Genomic DNA, 18,800 nt, shown 5'->3' on the forward strand with positions numbered 1-18,800 from the left:
CATTTCAGGCGATTCGGCTAAAACCCTCCTAATTCCAGTCCGCTAGAATCCCAGCAATTTGCGGAAATAACTCGAATATGATTGGCTGACCGGGATATTTGCCCCATTGTTCATCGACAGCAAAAACGTAGAATGTGTATCTGGGAATATATCACGGATATGATTCACGTTTACGATAAAAGAACGGTGACACCGTATAAACGTTTTACGGGGCAGCGTGTACTCAAAATCTTGAAGAGCTTTTTTGTTTACTCCGATAAACCCATTGGTATACACATGGGTTTTCCTGTCTTTGGCCTCTAAATAAGATACGTTATTAAAAGGGATGGGCTTCCAACCATCAGGCGTTTTAACTGTTACAACAGATTTCCCCTCTGTAAGTGCAGGGTAAATAGCGGTTACACAGCCCTCCACTTTACCGTCATATTCAAACGGTACAGCTTCTCCGTGATATGGCACGCCAAAAATATCCCTATCAATGAACTCCGAGACTTTCTGGTTAGTCTCCAGTGCTTTATATGCGATGGTTCCTTCCTTTACAGCATCACCACGCCTTATTTTCAGGTCGATTCGTTTGCTAGGCCGATAATAGACATATTCGTTCGTATTGGATACTGCAATGGAAATTTCGTCGGAAAATAATTCTCCAACTACATCGAGCAGTGATCCGAGTGTCAGACTTTGCATACTGGATACACCTTTCTATTCTCAATCTTTTTCCTCTAGATTATCATTGCACCACAGACTCTGCATACTTTTTCTAGTTTTCCTTCACAACTTTTGGTAATCTTAGTAATAGAAGCATATGAAGCATGTGAGGGGTTTTGTTATGAGAAATTTAGTCATCTTAGGTGGCGGATACGGCGGGATGAAAATAGTTTCCAATCTGATTGATCAGAACTTGCCTGACGACGTCCAAATAACCATTATTGACCGCAATCCGTATCATTCTGTCAAAACAGAATTTTATTCGATTGCAGCCGGCACGTCAGCTGATAAAGATTTGCGGATTGAGTTTCCGGTCCATGATCGAATCAGCTATGTTTATGCAGAAATTAACCAGATTGACCATGAAAATGAGCAAATCTTATTTGTAGACCGCAGCGAGCCTGTGTCATATGATTATCTGGTAATCGGGCTTGGTTGTGAGGACAACTATCATGGCATTGAAGGAGCCAGGGAGTTCACTTACGGTGTCCAGACTTTCCGTGCAGCACGCAAGGCCGGAATGGCTGTTGGAAACCTGAAAGCCTTTGGCAAAGTTACAATCGTCGGGGCAGGGCTAAGCGGAATTGAGGTCGCTGCTGAAATACGTGAGAGCCGACCTGACCTGAATGTACGCCTTCTCGACCGTGGAGAAACTGTTTTGAAGGCATTCGATTCTAAAATTCAGGACTATGTGGAGGACTGGTTCCGTAAAAATGATGTGGAAGTGCTTCATGGAGCAAACGTCGAATATGTGGAAAAGGACGGGGTCTGTAACAACGGGGTTTGCTATGTAAACGATGTAACCATCTGGACTGCAGGGGTACAGCCAAACTATCTGGCAAGAGAACTTCCATTCAAGAAAGATGAACAGGATAAAATCGTCGTTAATGATTTTTATCAGGTTCCAGAGCAGCCTAATGTATACGTTGTTGGTGACTGTGCATCATCCGATTATTCACCAAGTGCACAGCTTGCCGGACAGCAGGGAGAACAGATTGCCGACGTACTGGGAGCTGTTTTACGAGGCGAAGAACCTAATAAACCTAACGAACTTAAACTTAAGGGAACTCTGGGGTCGCTTGGAAGTTCTGAAGGGTTCGGAAATATGATGAAAAAGCCTGTGACCGGGTATATCCCACGACTTGCCAAAAGTGGTGTTCTTTGGCTCAATAAACGGCATTGAGAAATGCGCAAGCGCCTTGTTCACCCCCGACAAGCTTAAGCAGAGGCTCGAAGTGGCGGTTTTTGCCACATAGAGTCTATGCTTAAGACCTCGAGGGGGTAGGCGCTGGAGCTGGACACCGAAAAGCAAAATTTTATACTTTCCTACATATTAAAAAAATCGGGATCTCCCATCACGTGGGGATGCCCGATTTATTTTACCACCTTCAACGTTTCATACTGAAAACCAATATATGTATAATTCTGCTTCTGGTACATCTCTCTTGGTGTATCCTCACCATCCGCTACAAGAATAACCGTACTATCCGGAAAACTATCCATTACAAATTTCTGGAGTTGAGCACCAATCCCCTTTTTGCGAAAATCTTCATGAACATAAAGGCTATCAATTTCGGCTGTATTTTCATTCAGGATTATATCGACCGAGCCGGCCGGTTGGTTTCCATAAAATGCGATAACCTGTTGAATGTGCTTCCTTGAATAATTCCGTTTATGTTCTTCCAACTTCTGCTCGGCAAATTCCTCGCCATACCCTTTTTCCTGACCATACTGCAATTCAAGAAATTGAGCGAATGTATTCTCTGAGACAAACTTTATACTGATTTCGGCATTTCTTTCACCCGCCGGAAAATCAGCAGGTTTAATTGCATACAATTCGAGAAATCCAGTTTCATAATCCGACTGGTTGAGATAGTCCAAAAAGGAACCGGGTGGTTTTTCATTTGCAGGAAAGTAAAATTTCAGGTGTTTTTGTCCATTTCGCTGATGGAAATTCCTGAGGTGATTTTCAACATCCATAAACTCTACGACCGACGGCATCTGCTTAAACTTTATAAAATTACTGTCATAACGAATTAGCATTTCCGGGTCATGTATGTGAATAAACTGTGTGTTATCTTCTTTCACCCGTCCGGGTGTATAGATATCTTTAAAGGTTATCGTATTCATTTGTCATTCTCCCAGAATTGCTATCAGAAAGTTGAGGGGCAATATTTCTGATAGTCTATTTTTTAATAGGGGATAAACATGATGTATTTTGCAGGATGGAACAGAACTTATTCGCCCGCTTTTACTTTTGCCCGAAGCTCCTCCAGTTCTTCTACAAGGTTATTAATCATTTCATCGCTTCGCTCAAGTTCTTTATTTAGTGACTGAATGGTTTCTTCTTCCCACTCAAAAGGATTACCGTTTGCCGGCGTTACCGGAAGGTCCTTATATACCTCTCCATCTTCCCTGTCAGTGGGCTCAAAGTATACAGCAACTTCACATCCTGCATCGCCAGCAGCAATTCGTTTCCGGAGGTTGACCTTTCCATAGCCGAATCTTCTAGAAGCAATTCCGCCAAACACGCTTGACGTCATATTACAGAGATGAGGGGCATCCTGTACGATTTCACCAAACGGGCACCCGCTTGCCTTTACAACTACATGGTCCGGATGTACTTCTGCTATATAAAAATGTCCGCCAATTGAATTCTTAATATCTATTATTACGTCAGCATATTGCTCTGGTGTCCAGTTTGCCAGTTTGCTTGAATCATAAAAGGTTTCCAACCATTCACCAGTCCTGATTCCAAGTTGGCTTATATATTCTTTTGCAGCCCCACCTACTGATTTTTCGTGCAGCTGAGCATATTGTGTAATAAGTTTTGATAGGAAAATAGTCCCTGTTAACTTGGCCATACCACTCATAATGTATCCTCCATTAGTTTGTGAGTCTTTCTTCGTTCCACGTTAGGTGATATTACCCCCATCTGTCAACTTCTCCTATTGGAATACTCCATTTTACGTACTTTGCGAGATTATATATTTAATAGCTTCTTTTGAAGAATTGAACTTGCGGACGCGATAAATGATTCTACCTGCGATACACTGGGCTAATTTGGGTTTCACACCCACGATAATACACTGGGCACCGAGGAGCTCCAGGTTCGTGATCAACTTCTCAATCTGAACAGGGAGCTCTTTGTCCCAGTCATTTAATCCACTCATGTCGATGAGAACGTACTCTGTCTCCATTTTCTCACAGGTCTTAAGTAACTTATTCAAAATAATACTGAAACGATTATTGTCGACCGTCCCTATTAGAGGGAGCGCAAGGGTATTATCCCAGATATGTAATGTTGGTCCGGAAAGTTCCTGAATTATTTTTTCCTTCCGATTCTCTTCCTGTACTTTTGTGGTGACATCGGCGAGCATAACCACGTAACCGATGATTTCTTCCTTATCATTTATCGGGTTAATAATAATATCAGCAATATAGGTATCCTTAATGTTAATTCTGGAACGGTATGTAGTTGTCAGGCTTTCCATGATTTTTTCCTGGTAGGCAGGATTTACATGAAAGCGCCCCATGTTCATTCCAATCAAATCATCCAGACTCTCAATATCAAACAACGGAATAATTTTTTTCAAAAGTTCTGTTGCGTAAGGGTTAAGCCATACAATATTGTATTCTGCATCTGTTACAATTATATTTTCACTGATTGACTCCAGTATTTTGGTTGGAAACTTTTCGGAGGTTAGCTCTCCTGTTCCAGTTAATACCATTTCCCTACAACTCCTAACAGATTTTATATATGTATCCCTTAGAACATAGCTAGTTCAATTATAAAGTTTTTTTACTAAATTATCCATAAATCTGCAGAAAACGTAACTCATTCAATCTTTAATTATAACCTCCAATGGAATGTTCCAAAGTGTTACAATCCATATTGCTGAAAGCGCCCAGGCTAAAAGTGGCCGATGATAATGAATCTTTAGCATAGAAAATAAGACAAGATTAAACAGAAGTGACCATCCAATATGCCACCCGTTATCATAGGAGATTAATCCGATTTGATAATCAAACGCCTCAAACGCTAAATATAATGCAACCCAAAACAGGATCCATCCAACAGCCTTCCATTTATCGGATGGAAATCTTCCAAGGTAAATAAGAACGGTTGCCGGGTAACGTAGCAGCAGAAATGAAAGCACAATAAAAAACTCATAATGAAAAAGAGGAATAGGGCCATCATGGAAACGCCACATCGGGTACTGGAACAGCGCATAGTTATAAAACAGGTCACTCAGGACATAAAACAGGATTGTCGGATAGTATAGCCGCCAGTTTCTCCAGTCCCCCCATCGGTAAGCTGCCAGGGGCATACAGGATTTTAATTAATAAATGAATCATAAAATCCAATCCTTTTGCTTTGAAGTCTCCTTACTAACCAGATGTTCAATTAATCGAAGAAAAAGTATATTTGATATATAAATCAGCGTGTAAGAAATAGCGGAAAAAACAATACTCCAGTTAATATAGTGAAAAACACCAAACAAAATGGAGACTAATTCCAGAATCAGTGTTACCAGTACAGCGAGCAATACATAAGGAATCAGCAATTTACGTTTCACCAATAACTCCACCCAGCGCATTTGACCTGCCGGATATCTCAGGCTAAACAGCAGTCCTATACAGAAACCCAGTTTAATCACCAGATAAAGAGCAAGCATATAATTTCCACCTCAGAAATTAGTAGTCCTGTCAGGTTAGTTTTTCCAATAAAAAAAACGGTCATGCATTTAGCTCTCTTATAAAGGTTTGACTTGGAGATTTTCAATTTTATGTTAAAATTGTTGTGAGAATATTATGACGTGCGCAGTAAACATATAGGTCACAATACTGTAGGAGGAGACATAATGAATGATAAGTATATCCATCAAATGGCTTTAGCGGGATCTGCTTTAGGTATAGTTGGATCGGTCCTCTGGGTGTACTATGGGACCCTTTTTATCGGTGGGTGGATTGAAGGGGACATGAAGAACTCATTGACATTGACAGACAGTGCACTTCGGACCGGCCTGATTATTGCCTTTATTCAAAGCGTTGTTTCCATCGCTTTTTTCATTGTGACCCTTGTCAAAACCACACGTTGGCATATCGAGGTAAACTCCATTCATACAGGCAAATGGTTCCTGTACAGTGGAATTGGTATTGCGGTAATTAATTTATTTCAATTAGTGCCATGCGCATTGTTGATTACGGCAGGTGTGTTTTGTCTCAAACGGCAAAATAAACCGACAGAATCGTCCCGGGGCAGTCAGAAGCCAGATGAAAACACTGCTGGTGTTATCCAGCCTTAAAAGGAAAGGATGAGTTGGTATGACGACAAAAACCGAACTGGGTAAAACCGGCCTCTCCATTCACCCGATTGGGCTCGGCGGAAATAAAATCGGGCATGAAAGTCCGGAAACTAACACCGAATATGGTGATAACATTGTTGCAGCAGCAATTGACAATGGTTTGAATTTCATAGATACTGCATTCATGTACGGCAAAGGGCTGTCAGAGGAAATCATCGGAAGAACTTTAAACGAAACCAACTGGCGAAATAAAGTTGTGCTGGCAACCAAAGGAGCTGATGAATACAAGGGTGACGACAGAACTTTTAACAATTCGCCCCAATTCCTTAAAAACGCTGTTGATGAAAGTCTTCGAAGACTGCAAACAGATGTGATTGACCTGTATTATATTCACTTTCCAGACGAGAATACACCTAAATACGAAGCAGTAGGTGCCCTGCAACAACTTAGAGAGGCAGGGAAGATCAAGGCAATCGGAGTCTCAAACTTCTCACTAGAGCAATTAAAAGAGGCTAACCAGGATGGCTATCTTGATGTGGTGCAGGGCAATTACAGTCTAATTGACCGGTCTGCGGAAACCGGTCTCTTTCCATATCTGATGGAGAATGACATTTCGTTCATTCCTTATTTTCCGCTTGCTTCCGGTCTTCTTGCGGGGAAATATACAAAGGACACTGTTTTATCCGAGTCCCAGAAGCGGCGACCGCAATTTCAGGGCCAAACGTATTTGACCCACCTGGAAAAGGTAGACCGAATTCGTGAAATAGCCAATCGACATAAGGTCGATGTGGCTCATGTCGTCCTGGCATTCTATCTTACCAAAGAACCAATCGATGCCGTTATCCCCGGAGCACGTAATTCCGGCCAGGTAATTAACAACTTGAAAGCTGCCGAAGTGAGTCTAACGGCTGAGGACTTGAAGATTATCGAGGAAATCTATCCGGTCGAGCAGTGATGATTCTGAACGGAGCTTCTGTTCGTTATTTGCTTAACAATAGCCGTTTACGTAAAGGCGTAGCTTCGCTGATATTAGTTTTTTACTCTATAACATCTGTTATCTTAAACATTCGTATTATGGAAAAAGCAGGATACCCATCATAAGGTGATTGGTATTCTGCTTTTTATTGATTTCAATTTCCTTCCGTGCAGTGTTGACACGATTAACTTAAATTTCACTACGGGCGCCCTTTCGCTTCTACTCTATTTTCCATTCGTCCTATTTTATCAATTTCTAGGGTTACGGTATCCCCATCTGTTAAAAACTGTGGCGGGTCCATCGCAAATCCGACTCCATTTGGAGTACCCGTCAGGATAATATCGCCAGGGTTGAGGGTAATCAGATTAGATATAAACTCTATTAGGAATGGAACATCAAAGATTAGCTGATCTGTATTTGCTGCCTGACGTTCCTGTCCGTTTACAACAGATCGGATGGACAGTTTTCCGGAGTCCCCAACCTCATCTGGTGTAACGACCCACGGTCCTACAGGAGTACTCTTGTCTAAGGTTTTTCCCTGCAGCCACTGTGGCGTGCGTTTCTGTAAATCTCTGGCTGATATATCATTGCCGATTGTATAGCCGGCAAGATACTCCAGTGCTTCCTCTCGTTTAACCCCGGATGCTTCTTTGCCAATTACAAGTCCAAGCTCAACTTCATAATCAAGCTTCTGTGTGGCATCTGATTTCATAATTGAATCCTCTGGTCCAATCAGGGAATTTGCGAACTTAGCGAACAGAACAGGATAATCAGGAATATCACTTTTCATCTCGGCGGCATGCTCGGCATAATTTTTTCCGACACAAATAATTTTCGACGGGTTTGGGATTGGAGTGGATAAATAAACCTCTTCCCGTGTAAGGCTGATCTCCTCGAGGTTAAGTTCTCCAGCATTTTTGTATACTTCCCCCGCACTAGCGATAACCTGGTTTCCAGCGGAAAAGAAACTGTCAGGATCTGCTGGCATAATATGTTTCAGATTATAGGCGAAATCTTTTTCCCCACGTGAAAGAAGATGTTGCCTGTAAGCCTCCTGTACATCAACAATCCTTTCACCATTCATAAAACCTACCCTCAAGCTTCCGGGTTTACCTTTATATTTATAACTTACTAGTTTCAATATATTTTCCTCCCTCTTTCAGTAACCTTTAAAAAATATGTAAGTATGGAATTTCGCATACCAGTAGAGGCTTGGACAAAAATGTATAAGTTATATAATAATCCGAACTATCAATCTTCAATATATCATTAATCCCTAAGGTAGTTCGGATTATTTCTGTTAGGATGCCTTCGTATAATCAATAAACTGCGAAGTAGTGAAGGCTTCTAAGATAGAGTGCTGATACACTGCTACGGAAATACACTACGCTTTCCACGGGCGGCTGTTGAGCCTCCTCGAGCTAACGCTCTCCGGGGTCTCATCGAGGCCTCTGCTCCCGTAGGAGTCTCCGTGTATTTCCTCCGCTGATAGTGAGCTTCGTATTTGCTTTTTATCTTTCTTACGCTTGAGGGACTCTATACAAGGGTACCTTAGAACAGCTCATTTTTCATCAGGAAACCTCTAATAGAGTAGGCAGAATACGTAGACTCCTGGGGGAACAGCACGAGTCCGAAGACCCCACAGCGAGGAACGAGTGAGGAGGCTGAGGCCGTGCCCCCGGAAAGCGAAGTATTCTGCCGGAACGAGTCCCAACACTCATATATAAAATTTCACTACTTCGCAGTTTATATCAACTTTGAAATAAGACCCAACTATAAAAAAATAACGTTATAAGATTCTTTGCTTAATTCGTTCATCTTTAGAATGTAAATTTATAGTTATGTCCCAGCCTCGTCTACCTATTGTTTTCCAAAAGAATCTGGCATTACCACCGCGGTAACCGTTCCACTGGCACAATGCTCGTCAGCAGCATAGACGTCGGTGGTCACTTTGAATTTCTTCGGATGAATCTCCTCAATTGTACCAACCGCTTTCAGGGTAACATCTTGTGGGGTGGGTTTCGTGAACTTAATCTCCAACGATGCCGTCACAAACCGGGGTGCTTCTATTCCATCACCTGGATCATGCCCGTTTTTCCGGTGCAGAGCCAGTGAAGCAGATCCTGTACCATGGCAATCTATCAAAGAAGCAAGCAATCCTCCGTATACAAAGCCTGGAATTGCAGTATGCTCTGGCGCTGGTTTGTATGCGGTAACTGTCTGTTCCCCGTCCCATCCGGTACGAAATTGATGTCCTTTTTTATTCAAGCGTCCACATCCATAACAATGGGAAAAATCATCCGGATAATCATCTTGAATTGCATGTTTCACTTCCTCAAGCATCTGTTGTCCTCCTCTCCGCCGGGGTAATTCTATACAACCTTTTCCTTGTTCACCTGTTTAATGAACTCCCGCATTAACCCGGGAAGGTCAGGCCAGGCATGCCCGGATATCAAATTGTCGTCCGTATGGAGGGGTGCTTCCACATACGTAGATCCCGCCGCTTCTACCTCAGGCTTACATGCGATGTATGCAGTCATTCCACGACCCTGTATGTGCTCCCTTACCGTTGTCAGCACAAGACTCGCATGACAGACAGCCGCTATTGGTTTCGCTGCTTCAAAAAAATGACTTACAATAGCCGGCACATATTCATTTAGACGTATGTGTTCCGGCGCACGGCCACCAGGAATAATTAATGCGTCGTAATCTTCCGGAATAACTTCAGAAAATTCGGCAGTTGCCTCGATGAGGTAGCCCTCTTTTTCCGTGTAAGTTTCCCAGCCGATGAAGTCGTGGACCACGGTGTGAAGCTTCTTTGCAGACGATGCTGCGATTGTAACTTCATAACCTTCTTCCAGACATCGGAAATAAGGATAATAAATTTCCAGCGCTTCAACTGCATCCCCTGCAAGAATTAACACTTTTTTAGCCATAATAATAACCTCCCAGAAAGAATTATTGATTCTCTTATTTATATTCTATCCGGGAAACGATAATCCTTTGTTTTGGTGATAAAAAGTATTGTCGCTATTTGTTCATTGTTTCACATTAAGAGATGTTCATGCGGGAACCAATTTGGACAACCCACGGTATGTATTCAACGGTCCGGTCACCAACTCCTCGATTATTCCTCTGACAGCTGATTTCCATTACTTGCACGTTCGAGCTGATTCAGCAGCTGGTCCAGTTCCTGTGATATAAGCAACAAACGATGGTCGGTAGGGTTATCCTTATAAATCTGGTACATTTTTCTTCTGGTTGATTCAATTCTTTCCTCTAGTTTACTGATAGTAGCCAGTCTTCCTCTTCCTCTCCACCAAAAATCTTCGTCTGCCAGCTGCGAAAAACAGAACTGCTAATAGCAGTCCTGCCAGACCATATGCAGACACTATATTTGGTGGTAATACCCACTAAGAGAAAGCGTTAAACATGTTCGAGGCAGATGGTTAAATATCGACGTTTCCCGACTTTTTCAGACGCTTTTTCATAGCCTTAAGCAGATAACCTCCCCTGAATTTCCGGGGTTCATATGAAATAATGAATGCATGTGGTTCATCTTCTTCTATCATCCGCATTAGCTTATCTTCCAGACTTCTGCTTGTCAGAATCTGCAGTTGGAAACGTGGACCGTTTTTTCCCATGCCTTCAAAAACGGTCACCCCAAATCCTTCGTTACGCAATTTGCTGACAAGCTCCACGTTTTTACTTGTCAGATTTACAGTCAAGGTTGTGTACCCGATTGCGAGTTTGTTTTCAATCATCCCGCCGATATAGATGCCGATTCCAAATCCAAGCGCATAAATCAGCATTTCTGCAATACTCTGTTCACCGCTCAGCACGATGGATAATCCAAAAACGTATATCAGGGCTTCGAGAAACCCGAATACGGATGCCAGGATATTCATGTTTCTGACCACAAAAATGATTCGCAAAGAAAGGATCGGTACCAGGACAATCTGGAGCAGGAAAATCCGGATTATATCATACATCGTAATTTAACTCCTTTCGCCGATAAACATTCAGGTATCCATTCTCCTAGTCCGTTTCCGATTTATAAGCCATTTGAAAAATAATGGTACAAAGAACAAAACAATCAGCAACCTGAAAAGCTGATAACTAGTTACTACGGATACATCCCCTCCAACCGCTACAGCTGTCAATCCCATTTCAACCATACCTCCAGGAGCCGTACTCAGCAAGGCCGTGCTTAGTTTCAAATCATAAATCGACGTAAGACCGTAGCCCAATACAAAGCCGAAAAGAACCAGTACAATAATCATCCCAAATGTTAAGGAGGTTGTTTTTTTCCAGCCCGGCAGATCTCTTGGGTTCATCTGCAGGCCTATATGTACACCAATAAGTATTTGGGACAGCTCGACAAACGAACCCGGCAATGGTGGTGTAGTAAATCCGGATAATGTAAGTACAATCGTAAACACCATAGGACCGAGCAGATATGCTGTCGGGATATTCAGTCTGACAAACAGCCAGACACCAGTTGCCATAATCAGCGGGTAAAGCAGGAAAGCATACCATGGCATGTCCAGCCAGCCTGGTGAATCAGTAACTGCTTCAATTAATTTTCCCTGGTTGGCAGGAAAAATAAACACAGTAAGAATCGGCACGGCTATAACCACAACCATCACACGCATTGTCTGCATGAACGTAATAACGGTAGGATTAACTCCCTTTAATTCATCCATCAGGACCATGATTTGTGACAGTCCACCTGGAATGCTCCCCATCAGACAGCTGGACAGATCAAGCCCGGTAACTCTTGAAAACAAGTATCCCAGCAGTAGACTGAAGCCGATGGTCAACGCAGTTACAGCAATCATCGATGGAATATGTTCGCCCATTTCAATGATTGTTTCTTTTGTAAAGGAAGTACCAATCAGATAACCCAGCAAAATCATTGCAGCTTGTCTAAACGAAAGTGGCCAATACAGCCTCCGTCGTGTAATAATACTCCACGTAGCGACCGTTACCAGGGATCCAATCAGCCATGGCAATGGTATCCCAGTAAATGAAAATACCGCCACTCCTACGAGACCAATGATGAATGTTTCCAGAAATGACCGCCATTCAATCACACTTTTTCTCCCTCTCTTTTCCTGTTGCTATGTCAATAATCCACGTGGAAGTTTTGATAATAAGCATTTTACGTCTCTGCCTGACTAAAATCAATTACCTGATACTTCCAGACAAACGCCTGATGTTTACACCACCCAGGAACAGGGGAATTTCAGTTAGAAACAGAAAAACTGAAGGTGATTGCATGGAATTATGGCTTGAATACGGCTGGGCCTTGCTCGTCATAATTGGCCTGGAGGGGCTTCTTTCAGCCGATAATGCCCTGGTTATGGGCGTAATAGTTAAAAATCTTCCAGAAAAAAAACGGAAAAAGGCACTCTTTTATGGAATTGCCGGGGCATTTGTATTCCGTTTTGCTGCTCTCTTTGCAATTTCGTTTGTCATGAATATTTGGCAGGTACAGGCAGCAGGTGCCCTGTACTTAATATATCTGGGTGTAAAAAGTATTATTAAAGACAAAAAGAAGGATGAAAATGACGACGAGTCAGGTTCGTCAGTCAACGAAGACCAGAGCCTGTGGAAAGCAATTTTCAAAGTAGAGCTAACCGATATTGCATTTGCAATTGATTCCATTCTGGCGGCGGTGGCCATAACGGTATCTCTTCCTAGCACGCCACTACCCAAGTTCGGCGGCATGGACGGAGGGAAATTCGCTGTTGTCTTTATCGGGATGATGATTGGTCTTGCGTTTATCCGTGTGGCAGCCACGTACGTTGTTAAGTTCATGAAAAAATATCCGATTCTGGAGAAGGCAGCATTTATTATTGTTGCCTGGGTAGGTGTTAAACTTGCGGTTCATGTTCTAGCCCATCCGGATGTAAAATGGGGGCTGCTTACTGAATCATTCACTCACAGCATCTGGTGGAAGGTAACCTTCTGGGGTGTAATGGGACTGATTGTCCTTATCTCTGTTGTTATGGCCAAGAAACGAGGACCTATCGAGCAGGACGACGATAAGGAAGATAGTCATAATGATGATGAGGCAAATTCTGATAAGGTTTAACGAAAATCAAGGCTGTTTCGCAGAGTTCTTGGATTGCAGCGCTGATTAATTCAGGTGGGAGCTGAATATTCATAAAGAGCCGTCGATTAATTGACAAATCATCCAATTAGCGCTGAAATATTTTGTGGCGCGCTGAATTAAAATGGACTGAGAAGTTTATATTTGATGTCCGAATCAACAATCTTTTAGAAAACAGCTTTCAGCAAATACCTAAAGAAAAAGATTAGGAGCAGCCGCTCCTAATCTTTTTTACTTGGCAGATAGACAAGCTTTCTGCATAAGGGTAACTAAAGACATTCGTCTAAGAGCTTGACGAATGTCTTAGTTTTCTAATATTCTCCGATTATATCAAGGACTTCTTCCACTAGTGACAAATCTACTGACTTATCAAAGTTCACATCACCTTTAATAGCGCCATTATCCTTATAAAATTCATACTGCTGTTTTATATCTTCAACGAACATCCTGCCGTCCGGATTCAGCCCTGTTACAGCAACTTTTTTCCATACCGCAGGATCTTTAAGTGCGGTATACTGCGTCATTATGCTGATAATCTCTTCTTCATCGCCCTGGCCTTTGACGAAGACATCGTTATAGTCACGTACCCCTTTCAGGTATGCAGCCATGAACCGTAGTGCCACATCCCTGCGCTCTGTAAGAAAGTCAGGGGAACCTAGTACCATTGCAATCTGTGCTTCCGGCGCAAAGTCGGTTACATCACCGAGTCGGACGTGCAGTCCTTCTTCAATCCCCTGGGTGATCAGCGGTTCGATCTGGAGGGCAGCGGCAACCTGGTCGTTTCCCATAGCAGCCATCATATTTCCGAAGTCAGACATTAACGTAAACTCCACATCCTCCCTGGTCAGGCCTGCATGTTCTAACATTCGCTGGAAGATATAGTCATCCACCGCATTTTTGGTGGATACGGCAACCCGCTTCCCTTTCAGATCCGCATAATCTTTCACTTCATCTTGAAGATCCTTTCTGATGACAAAGGAGAAATATGAATCCCCTTCAACGTTATGACCTTTATCGGCAATCATCCGTACATCAATTCCTTGTGCAATGGAATTGAAGAATGAAGCGGAGGAGATCCCGCCTGCTACATCAATCTTTCCTGCAGCTAATGCCGGAAGCATTTCGTCACTGTTGCCGAATTTCACAAACTCAACGTTAATATTGAATTCCTCAAAATATCCTCGTTCCTTCGCAATATAGAATCCTGCGCCGGATGCGGAGCCATCCTCCGCGATGGTGACTGTAGCTCCGTCTTCAAGCGGGTCCAGCACGCCATCTGAACCAGCATCACTGCTACCTGAAGAGCCATTCTGTTCCTGATTGTTATCTTCCCCTGTGGATTTCTCTTTCTGTTGGTCATCCGGAGTATTCTGTGCACCGGAGCAGCCTGCAAGCACCAGTATGCCAGCTACAATAAGAACCCCAAAAACCTTCAGCCATTTCCCCATCATACTCACCCTTTCTGTTCTTTTGCCCTGCGTGAATTCTGTACTTCGGTCTGTAAGTGTTGCCATATATCAACAAATTGTTCTGCCATCTGCGGGTCAGACCGCACATCCTCAATCTTTCGTGGACGCGGCAGATCAATTGTTTTCTCTTTTAATATCCGGCCTGGCTGCGAACTCATCAGTAAGACCTTATCACCGAGCAGCAGTGCCTCATCGATACTATGTGTAATAAACAGAACTGTCTTTTTCGTCTCCTCCCAGATATTGAGCAGTTCCTCCTGGAGGATGAATTTATTTTGCTCATCGAGTGCCGCGAATGGTTCATCCATCAGAAGTATTTCCGGGTCGTTGGCAAATGCCCGGGCAATGCTCACCCGCTGTTTCATACCTCCCGACAGTTCTTTCGGATAAAGTCCTGCGTATTTTTTGAGCCCTACCTTTTCAAGATAATAATCTGTCTTCTCCTTGATGATTTTTTTAGGCAAATGACGCATTTTTAATCCGAATGCTACGTTTTCCTCCACAGTCTGCCATGGAATGACGCCACGTTCCTGAAATACCATCGATTGCAGGGGTTTACCTTTATCCGACTGATGTATAGTAAACTCTCCGGTGCTTGGCTTCTCAAGGTCTGCTAGTATCCGTAACAGCGTGGTCTTTCCACAGCCGCTCGGCCCCAGTAGACAGACAAACTCGCCATCAGCTATATCAAGTGAAATATCTGTCAGTGCGGTAACACTCTCATTTTTCTTATAAAATACCTTTGTCAGATTCCGGATTGTGATTTTACTGGAATGTTCCATTTTCCACCGACCCTCCTTCATTATTTATCGCCAAGGCAGTAATTTACTTTGCAACCCTCTTAGAAGCAGTGAGAAAAAGTATCCGAAGAAAGAGATAAGCACGAGACCAACATACATTTCCGTCAGTAAAAACGCCTTATAATTCACCCATATGAGGTAACCTATCCCACTGTTGGCAGCGACCATCTCTGCAGCCACTATTGTTAAGAGAGCAATCGCCTGCCCCATCTGTATTCCTTCCAGCATCACCGGCAGTGAACCCGGCAGCGCGATTTTGAAAAAGAATTCCTTTGGCCCGGCGCCATAATTCTTGGCGACATCGATGTAAATCCTATCAATGTTTGTAACCCCGGCCGCGGTATTAATTACCACTGGAAAAAATACACTTATTGCAATAATCATCATTTTAGAGAACTCACCGATACCAAATACGATAAGGATAATCGGCAGCATTGCCAGCGTCGGAATCGGCATCAGCGCCATTATCAACGGTGAAAAGAAATGCCTGATCGGCGAATACATTCCTATTAAGAGTCCAAGTGCAATCGCCGGTAAGACGCCTAGCAAAAAGCCGGAAAAGATACGGTATAAACTTATTTTCAGATGTACAAATAGTTCCCCGCTCATCCCCATCGATACTAGTGCGCTCAGTATTTCGGAAGGGGGAGGAAAAAAACGCGGATCCATCACTTCTATTTGCGAAAGTATTTCCCAAAGAACTAAAATGAAAATAGGAGATGAGATTGTCAATAAACTTTTTAATCGCTGATTTCGTTGTCTTTTTTGCCATTCAGCACGTTCCAGTTGAATTGCTGACTGATCGTTTTCCATATCCTCGCCACCTCTCATGAATTATGCTATGCATCCGCCCAGAAAGTGTGAGCGCCAACTTAGGTATTTTACCTACGCCCAGTAGAAATATCCTCGCTTTCACGCTCCGGGACTAGGCGCAAGCTTTTCAGCTCGTTCCTAGCTTGTTAGGTCTTACTCAGATTTAACCCATTACCTGCCAGTGGTTCATTTTGTTTAGCTGCCCTTTCCGTATGAGGAGCTGTTTCATATAATAAAGCGGAACGATCAATAGGAGGTCGATTCAAAAATGCCGAGATATGATATCAGAAGGGATTACATTGATTACGGTGATTCCCGTTCAGGCGAAGAACTACAGAATGTGGAGCTTGACGATTAAATTAAAAAAACCCTATTGTGCACCTGACACAATAGGGTTGGTTGTGTTATATAACCATTAATTATCGTATTTCTCTTTCATTTTGTCTCCTCTTTCATTGATCTGCTCCTTGAGTCTGTCTCCTTCTTTTTCCACAGTTTCGAGAAGCCGATTAAATTCCTCCTCAAACGCCGCCAGGATCTCCTGCCGCTGGTCAATCATACTAATCACTTCATTGCGTACCTCATCACCTATCTGTTCTTTATCTTCCAAGTAATAAACGGCGTCCTTCAGATTGCCTTCCTCATCATAAGTCAGATTCATGAAATCGGTCCGCTCACCGTATAATTCATTCATTTTATCGGTTTGTTCGCCGGATACATCATTGTAGTTTTCCGCATTCCAGGAACTCCATTCATTGTAGAGCCGTACACGCTCCTCTTCCCATACCTCACGGAAGTCCTCCTCGGAATTTACTGTTTCGAATACACCGCCGCCAGCTTCAGCCACCTTAAGGAGCTGTTCCTGACCATTGCTGTCTACATCAAAGCCGATGATATTCACGACTGCCTTTATGTTCGAGTCGTGAAGGTTCTTGGCAGCTGCGACCGGGTCACCATCACACGTCTCAACTCCGTCACTTACAATATAAATAATATTCTGGCCAGAGTTTCCTGTGTCCTCAAAAAGCTTTTTAGTCTCTGTTATTGACTTGGCAATTGGTGTCCATCCAGTTGGTTCAAACTGACCCAATGCTTTCTCAAACTTCTGTTGATTGTATGGCTGTAAATCGTACACCACTTCTGAACTATCACAGGAAATCTTTTTATCACTGTCCGCATTGCTTCCTTTGTGCCCGTAAATTCTTAAGGAGACGTTCGCACTTTCGGGCATGGAAGCCACAAAACTATTGATAGCTTCTTTCGCCTGCTCCATCTTTGTTCGTCCACCCACTTTTTGGGCCATACTGCCGCTTGAGTCAAGCAAAATTGCTATATTAGCCGTCCCGTTAACCTTCTGGCCATTATCAAGTTCCATTCCGCCTGGTGTCTCTGATAACGCTGTTTCGATATGAGGGTTGAACGCTTCCACAAAATCGTAGTATTGCTTATACTGTTTTGATTCGCTCATCAAGTTTAATAAATGGGCGTAAACCTGAAAACTGTCTTTATCCTGAAAACTTTTTTCATCTAATGCCCGGTGAACCACTGCCTCATTATAGGCATTTCCAGAATACTTGCCCCCGTCCTGTTCAATAATCTCTTTCAATGTAGTTGCTACTTTAAAGTCCTCCTCAGGACTTTCCGTTTCAGTCTGCGATATGGTTTCTTCCACTTGTTCTGCTGTTTCAGCAGATTCCTTATCTTTAGGTTTCTGATCTTCCCCGGATGCTTCTTTTTCTGATCCACAGGCAGCAAGCACTCCGCAAATTAAAAATACCATAAAAATAAAGCTGATTTTCCCCTTCATCCACTCCACCTCATTTATTATTTAGCTATTACTAACATATACTACCAAACTCAATTAAAGTTTCAATAATTTTCGTGAAACCGGAATAGACGTCTTGTCCCTTTTATTGAAGCAATTTTCGGAGTTCGGCTGGCCTATTTACTATAATAACTCTATCAGAACAATAATTTGTCACCCGGTGAAAATTTGGTTTTCCATTCTTCTCAAAAAAACGATTCCACTTGAACATCTTCAAGAATATAGAAAAAGTAGGCTGATAGTTTGCTGATTCGATTCCCGCCTTTTGCCGGATAAACCTTTTAATAATACGATATGTACGTAAGTGGTAGTTAAGGTCCAGAAAAACGATCAGATCCGCTTGGGTAAAAGTCTTGCGTGTCCATTCTTCATTATGTACCCCTTCAATTATCCAAGTATCTGACTGGATAATCTGCTGCAGATAGTCATTCCGCTCGGATTCGGTTCTTCTAATATCTCCCGACGGGTCCCTGATCCAAATAACGTTATCAAGTTCGTAGTATGGTATGCCTAATTGAGCGGATAATTCTCTGGCTAGAGTTGTCTTGCCGCTCCCCACCGACCCTATTATTCTGATTTTTTTCGTTGCTTCTTTATTTAATTTCATATCCACCACGTACTCCCCACCCCTTTTCTGATTATATTTTACCAAATTATCCCTCAATTCTTTACTGAAGAAAGGAAATAGGTTACATTTAATAGTGAGAAAATTTATAACCTTTTATTTTTTAAGCGCTAACATAAATATACACCCTGTGCGGGACACGGGGACAGGCACCCTG

General features: G+C 42.8%; 21 protein-coding genes. 4 read left to right on the plus strand and 17 right to left on the minus strand.

Annotated elements, in window-relative coordinates:
• Positions 1-42: 42 nt before the first annotated feature.
• Positions 43-687 (minus strand): LytTR family DNA-binding domain-containing protein, encoded by a 645-nt coding sequence (locus ACFO3D_RS08450; RefSeq protein WP_390294763.1) that lies wholly within the window; start codon positions 685-687, stop codon positions 43-45.
• 142 nt (positions 688-829) lie between these two features.
• Here ACFO3D_RS08450 and ACFO3D_RS08455 point away from each other — a divergent pair, with 142 nt between their 5' ends.
• A complete protein-coding gene (locus tag ACFO3D_RS08455; RefSeq protein WP_390294765.1) occupies positions 830-1,891 on the plus strand; it encodes an NAD(P)/FAD-dependent oxidoreductase in 1,062 nt (353 codons plus the stop codon).
• Between the two features lie 191 nt (positions 1,892-2,082).
• Here the strand turns inward: ACFO3D_RS08455 and ACFO3D_RS08460 are convergent, their stop codons facing one another.
• From ACFO3D_RS08460 to ACFO3D_RS08480, 5 genes are all read right to left on the minus strand, one after another.
• Positions 2,083-2,838 (minus strand): GNAT family N-acetyltransferase, encoded by a 756-nt coding sequence (locus tag ACFO3D_RS08460; RefSeq protein ID WP_390294768.1) that lies wholly within the window; start codon positions 2,836-2,838, stop codon positions 2,083-2,085.
• Positions 2,839-2,945: 107 nt separating this feature from the next.
• Entirely contained in the window at positions 2,946-3,581 is a 636-nt protein-coding gene (locus ACFO3D_RS08465; RefSeq protein ID WP_390294770.1) for a methanogen output domain 1-containing protein, read from the minus strand.
• Positions 3,582-3,674: 93 nt separating this feature from the next.
• Complete coding sequence (locus tag ACFO3D_RS08470) at positions 3,675-4,439, minus strand: STAS domain-containing protein (RefSeq protein ID WP_390294772.1); 765 nt, start codon at positions 4,437-4,439, stop codon at positions 3,675-3,677.
• A 111-nt stretch (positions 4,440-4,550) separates the two neighbouring features.
• On the minus strand, positions 4,551-5,039 hold the full coding sequence (locus tag ACFO3D_RS08475) for a CBO0543 family protein (RefSeq protein WP_390294774.1): 489 nt from the start codon (positions 5,037-5,039) through the stop codon (positions 4,551-4,553).
• 24 nt (positions 5,040-5,063) lie between these two features.
• Complete coding sequence (locus tag ACFO3D_RS08480; RefSeq protein WP_390294776.1) at positions 5,064-5,387, minus strand: hypothetical protein; 324 nt, start codon at positions 5,385-5,387, stop codon at positions 5,064-5,066.
• Positions 5,388-5,573: 186 nt separating this feature from the next.
• On the opposite strand from ACFO3D_RS08480, the gene ACFO3D_RS08485 reads away from it, so the two are divergent.
• Together ACFO3D_RS08485 and ACFO3D_RS08490 are read left to right on the plus strand one after the other, a co-directional pair.
• Positions 5,574-6,017, plus strand: coding sequence for a hypothetical protein (locus tag ACFO3D_RS08485; RefSeq protein WP_390294778.1), 444 nt, complete (start codon positions 5,574-5,576; stop codon positions 6,015-6,017).
• Between the two features lie 19 nt (positions 6,018-6,036).
• Positions 6,037-6,972 (plus strand): aldo/keto reductase, encoded by a 936-nt coding sequence (locus ACFO3D_RS08490; RefSeq protein WP_390294780.1) that lies wholly within the window; start codon positions 6,037-6,039, stop codon positions 6,970-6,972.
• 220 nt (positions 6,973-7,192) lie between these two features.
• Here ACFO3D_RS08490 and ACFO3D_RS08495 read toward each other — a convergent pair whose 3' ends face one another.
• The 6 genes from ACFO3D_RS08495 to ACFO3D_RS08520 form a co-directional block, all read right to left on the minus strand.
• Entirely contained in the window at positions 7,193-8,134 is a 942-nt protein-coding gene (locus ACFO3D_RS08495) for a fumarylacetoacetate hydrolase family protein (RefSeq protein ID WP_390294782.1), read from the minus strand.
• 719 nt (positions 8,135-8,853) lie between these two features.
• Entirely contained in the window at positions 8,854-9,336 is a 483-nt protein-coding gene (locus tag ACFO3D_RS08500) for a PaaI family thioesterase (protein WP_390294785.1), read from the minus strand.
• Between the two features lie 29 nt (positions 9,337-9,365).
• On the minus strand, positions 9,366-9,929 hold the full coding sequence (locus ACFO3D_RS08505; RefSeq protein ID WP_390294787.1) for a DJ-1/PfpI family protein: 564 nt from the start codon (positions 9,927-9,929) through the stop codon (positions 9,366-9,368).
• A 191-nt stretch (positions 9,930-10,120) separates the two neighbouring features.
• A complete protein-coding gene (locus tag ACFO3D_RS08510) occupies positions 10,121-10,333 on the minus strand; it encodes a Spo0E family sporulation regulatory protein-aspartic acid phosphatase (protein WP_390295494.1) in 213 nt (70 codons plus the stop codon).
• A 109-nt stretch (positions 10,334-10,442) separates the two neighbouring features.
• A complete protein-coding gene (locus ACFO3D_RS08515) occupies positions 10,443-10,985 on the minus strand; it encodes a DUF5698 domain-containing protein (RefSeq protein WP_390294789.1) in 543 nt (180 codons plus the stop codon).
• A gap of 30 nt (positions 10,986-11,015) precedes the next feature.
• A complete protein-coding gene (locus ACFO3D_RS08520) occupies positions 11,016-12,089 on the minus strand; it encodes an AbrB family transcriptional regulator (RefSeq protein ID WP_390294791.1) in 1,074 nt (357 codons plus the stop codon).
• Between the two features lie 185 nt (positions 12,090-12,274).
• Between ACFO3D_RS08520 and ACFO3D_RS08525 the strand changes: the two genes are divergently transcribed.
• Positions 12,275-13,093 (plus strand): TerC family protein, encoded by an 819-nt coding sequence (locus ACFO3D_RS08525; protein ID WP_390294794.1) that lies wholly within the window; start codon positions 12,275-12,277, stop codon positions 13,091-13,093.
• A gap of 329 nt (positions 13,094-13,422) precedes the next feature.
• Here the strand turns inward: ACFO3D_RS08525 and ACFO3D_RS08530 are convergent, their stop codons facing one another.
• From ACFO3D_RS08530 to ACFO3D_RS08550, 5 genes are all read right to left on the minus strand, one after another.
• A complete protein-coding gene (locus tag ACFO3D_RS08530; RefSeq protein ID WP_390294797.1) occupies positions 13,423-14,559 on the minus strand; it encodes an ABC transporter substrate-binding protein in 1,137 nt (378 codons plus the stop codon).
• A 5-nt stretch (positions 14,560-14,564) separates the two neighbouring features.
• Positions 14,565-15,362, minus strand: coding sequence for an ABC transporter ATP-binding protein (locus ACFO3D_RS08535; RefSeq protein WP_390294799.1), 798 nt, complete (start codon positions 15,360-15,362; stop codon positions 14,565-14,567).
• A 24-nt stretch (positions 15,363-15,386) separates the two neighbouring features.
• On the minus strand, positions 15,387-16,193 hold the full coding sequence (locus ACFO3D_RS08540; RefSeq protein ID WP_390294801.1) for an ABC transporter permease: 807 nt from the start codon (positions 16,191-16,193) through the stop codon (positions 15,387-15,389).
• Between the two features lie 415 nt (positions 16,194-16,608).
• Positions 16,609-18,000, minus strand: coding sequence for a VWA domain-containing protein (locus tag ACFO3D_RS08545; protein ID WP_390294803.1), 1,392 nt, complete (start codon positions 17,998-18,000; stop codon positions 16,609-16,611).
• A gap of 103 nt (positions 18,001-18,103) precedes the next feature.
• The gene (locus ACFO3D_RS08550; RefSeq protein WP_390294805.1) at positions 18,104-18,625 is read right to left on the minus strand and encodes a P-loop NTPase family protein; all 522 of its coding nucleotides are present in this window, start codon (positions 18,623-18,625) and stop codon (positions 18,104-18,106) included.
• Between the last annotated feature and the right edge of the window lie 175 nt (positions 18,626-18,800).

Source organism: Virgibacillus kekensis, from assembly GCF_042654125.1.
GTDB lineage: Bacteria > Bacillota > Bacilli > Bacillales > Amphibacillaceae > Lentibacillus > Lentibacillus kekensis.

Bases quoted from the DNA above. Each gene is read 5' to 3' on its own strand.
- ACFO3D_RS08450 (WP_390294763.1), bottom strand. From the start codon at position 687: ATGCAAAGTCTGACACTCGGATCACTGCTCGATGTAGTTGGAGAATTA.
- ACFO3D_RS08455 (WP_390294765.1), top strand. From the start codon at position 830: ATGAGAAATTTAGTCATCTTAGGTGGCGGATACGGCGGGATGAAAATA.
- ACFO3D_RS08460 (WP_390294768.1), bottom strand. From the start codon at position 2,838: ATGAATACGATAACCTTTAAAGATATCTATACACCCGGACGGGTGAAA.
- ACFO3D_RS08465 (WP_390294770.1), bottom strand. From the start codon at position 3,581: ATGAGTGGTATGGCCAAGTTAACAGGGACTATTTTCCTATCAAAACTT.
- ACFO3D_RS08470 (WP_390294772.1), bottom strand. From the start codon at position 4,439: ATGGTATTAACTGGAACAGGAGAGCTAACCTCCGAAAAGTTTCCAACC.
- ACFO3D_RS08475 (WP_390294774.1), bottom strand. From the start codon at position 5,039: ATGCCCCTGGCAGCTTACCGATGGGGGGACTGGAGAAACTGGCGGCTA.
- ACFO3D_RS08480 (WP_390294776.1), bottom strand. From the start codon at position 5,387: ATGCTTGCTCTTTATCTGGTGATTAAACTGGGTTTCTGTATAGGACTG.
- ACFO3D_RS08485 (WP_390294778.1), top strand. From the start codon at position 5,574: ATGAATGATAAGTATATCCATCAAATGGCTTTAGCGGGATCTGCTTTA.
- ACFO3D_RS08490 (WP_390294780.1), top strand. From the start codon at position 6,037: ATGACGACAAAAACCGAACTGGGTAAAACCGGCCTCTCCATTCACCCG.
- ACFO3D_RS08500 (WP_390294785.1), bottom strand. From the start codon at position 9,336: ATGCTTGAGGAAGTGAAACATGCAATTCAAGATGATTATCCGGATGAT.
- ACFO3D_RS08505 (WP_390294787.1), bottom strand. From the start codon at position 9,929: ATGGCTAAAAAAGTGTTAATTCTTGCAGGGGATGCAGTTGAAGCGCTG.
- ACFO3D_RS08515 (WP_390294789.1), bottom strand. From the start codon at position 10,985: ATGTATGATATAATCCGGATTTTCCTGCTCCAGATTGTCCTGGTACCG.
- ACFO3D_RS08525 (WP_390294794.1), top strand. From the start codon at position 12,275: ATGGAATTATGGCTTGAATACGGCTGGGCCTTGCTCGTCATAATTGGC.
- ACFO3D_RS08530 (WP_390294797.1), bottom strand. From the start codon at position 14,559: ATGGGGAAATGGCTGAAGGTTTTTGGGGTTCTTATTGTAGCTGGCATA.
- ACFO3D_RS08535 (WP_390294799.1), bottom strand. From the start codon at position 15,362: ATGGAACATTCCAGTAAAATCACAATCCGGAATCTGACAAAGGTATTT.
- ACFO3D_RS08540 (WP_390294801.1), bottom strand. From the start codon at position 16,193: ATGGAAAACGATCAGTCAGCAATTCAACTGGAACGTGCTGAATGGCAA.
- ACFO3D_RS08545 (WP_390294803.1), bottom strand. From the start codon at position 18,000: ATGAAGGGGAAAATCAGCTTTATTTTTATGGTATTTTTAATTTGCGGA.
- ACFO3D_RS08550 (WP_390294805.1), bottom strand. From the start codon at position 18,625: ATGAAATTAAATAAAGAAGCAACGAAAAAAATCAGAATAATAGGGTCG.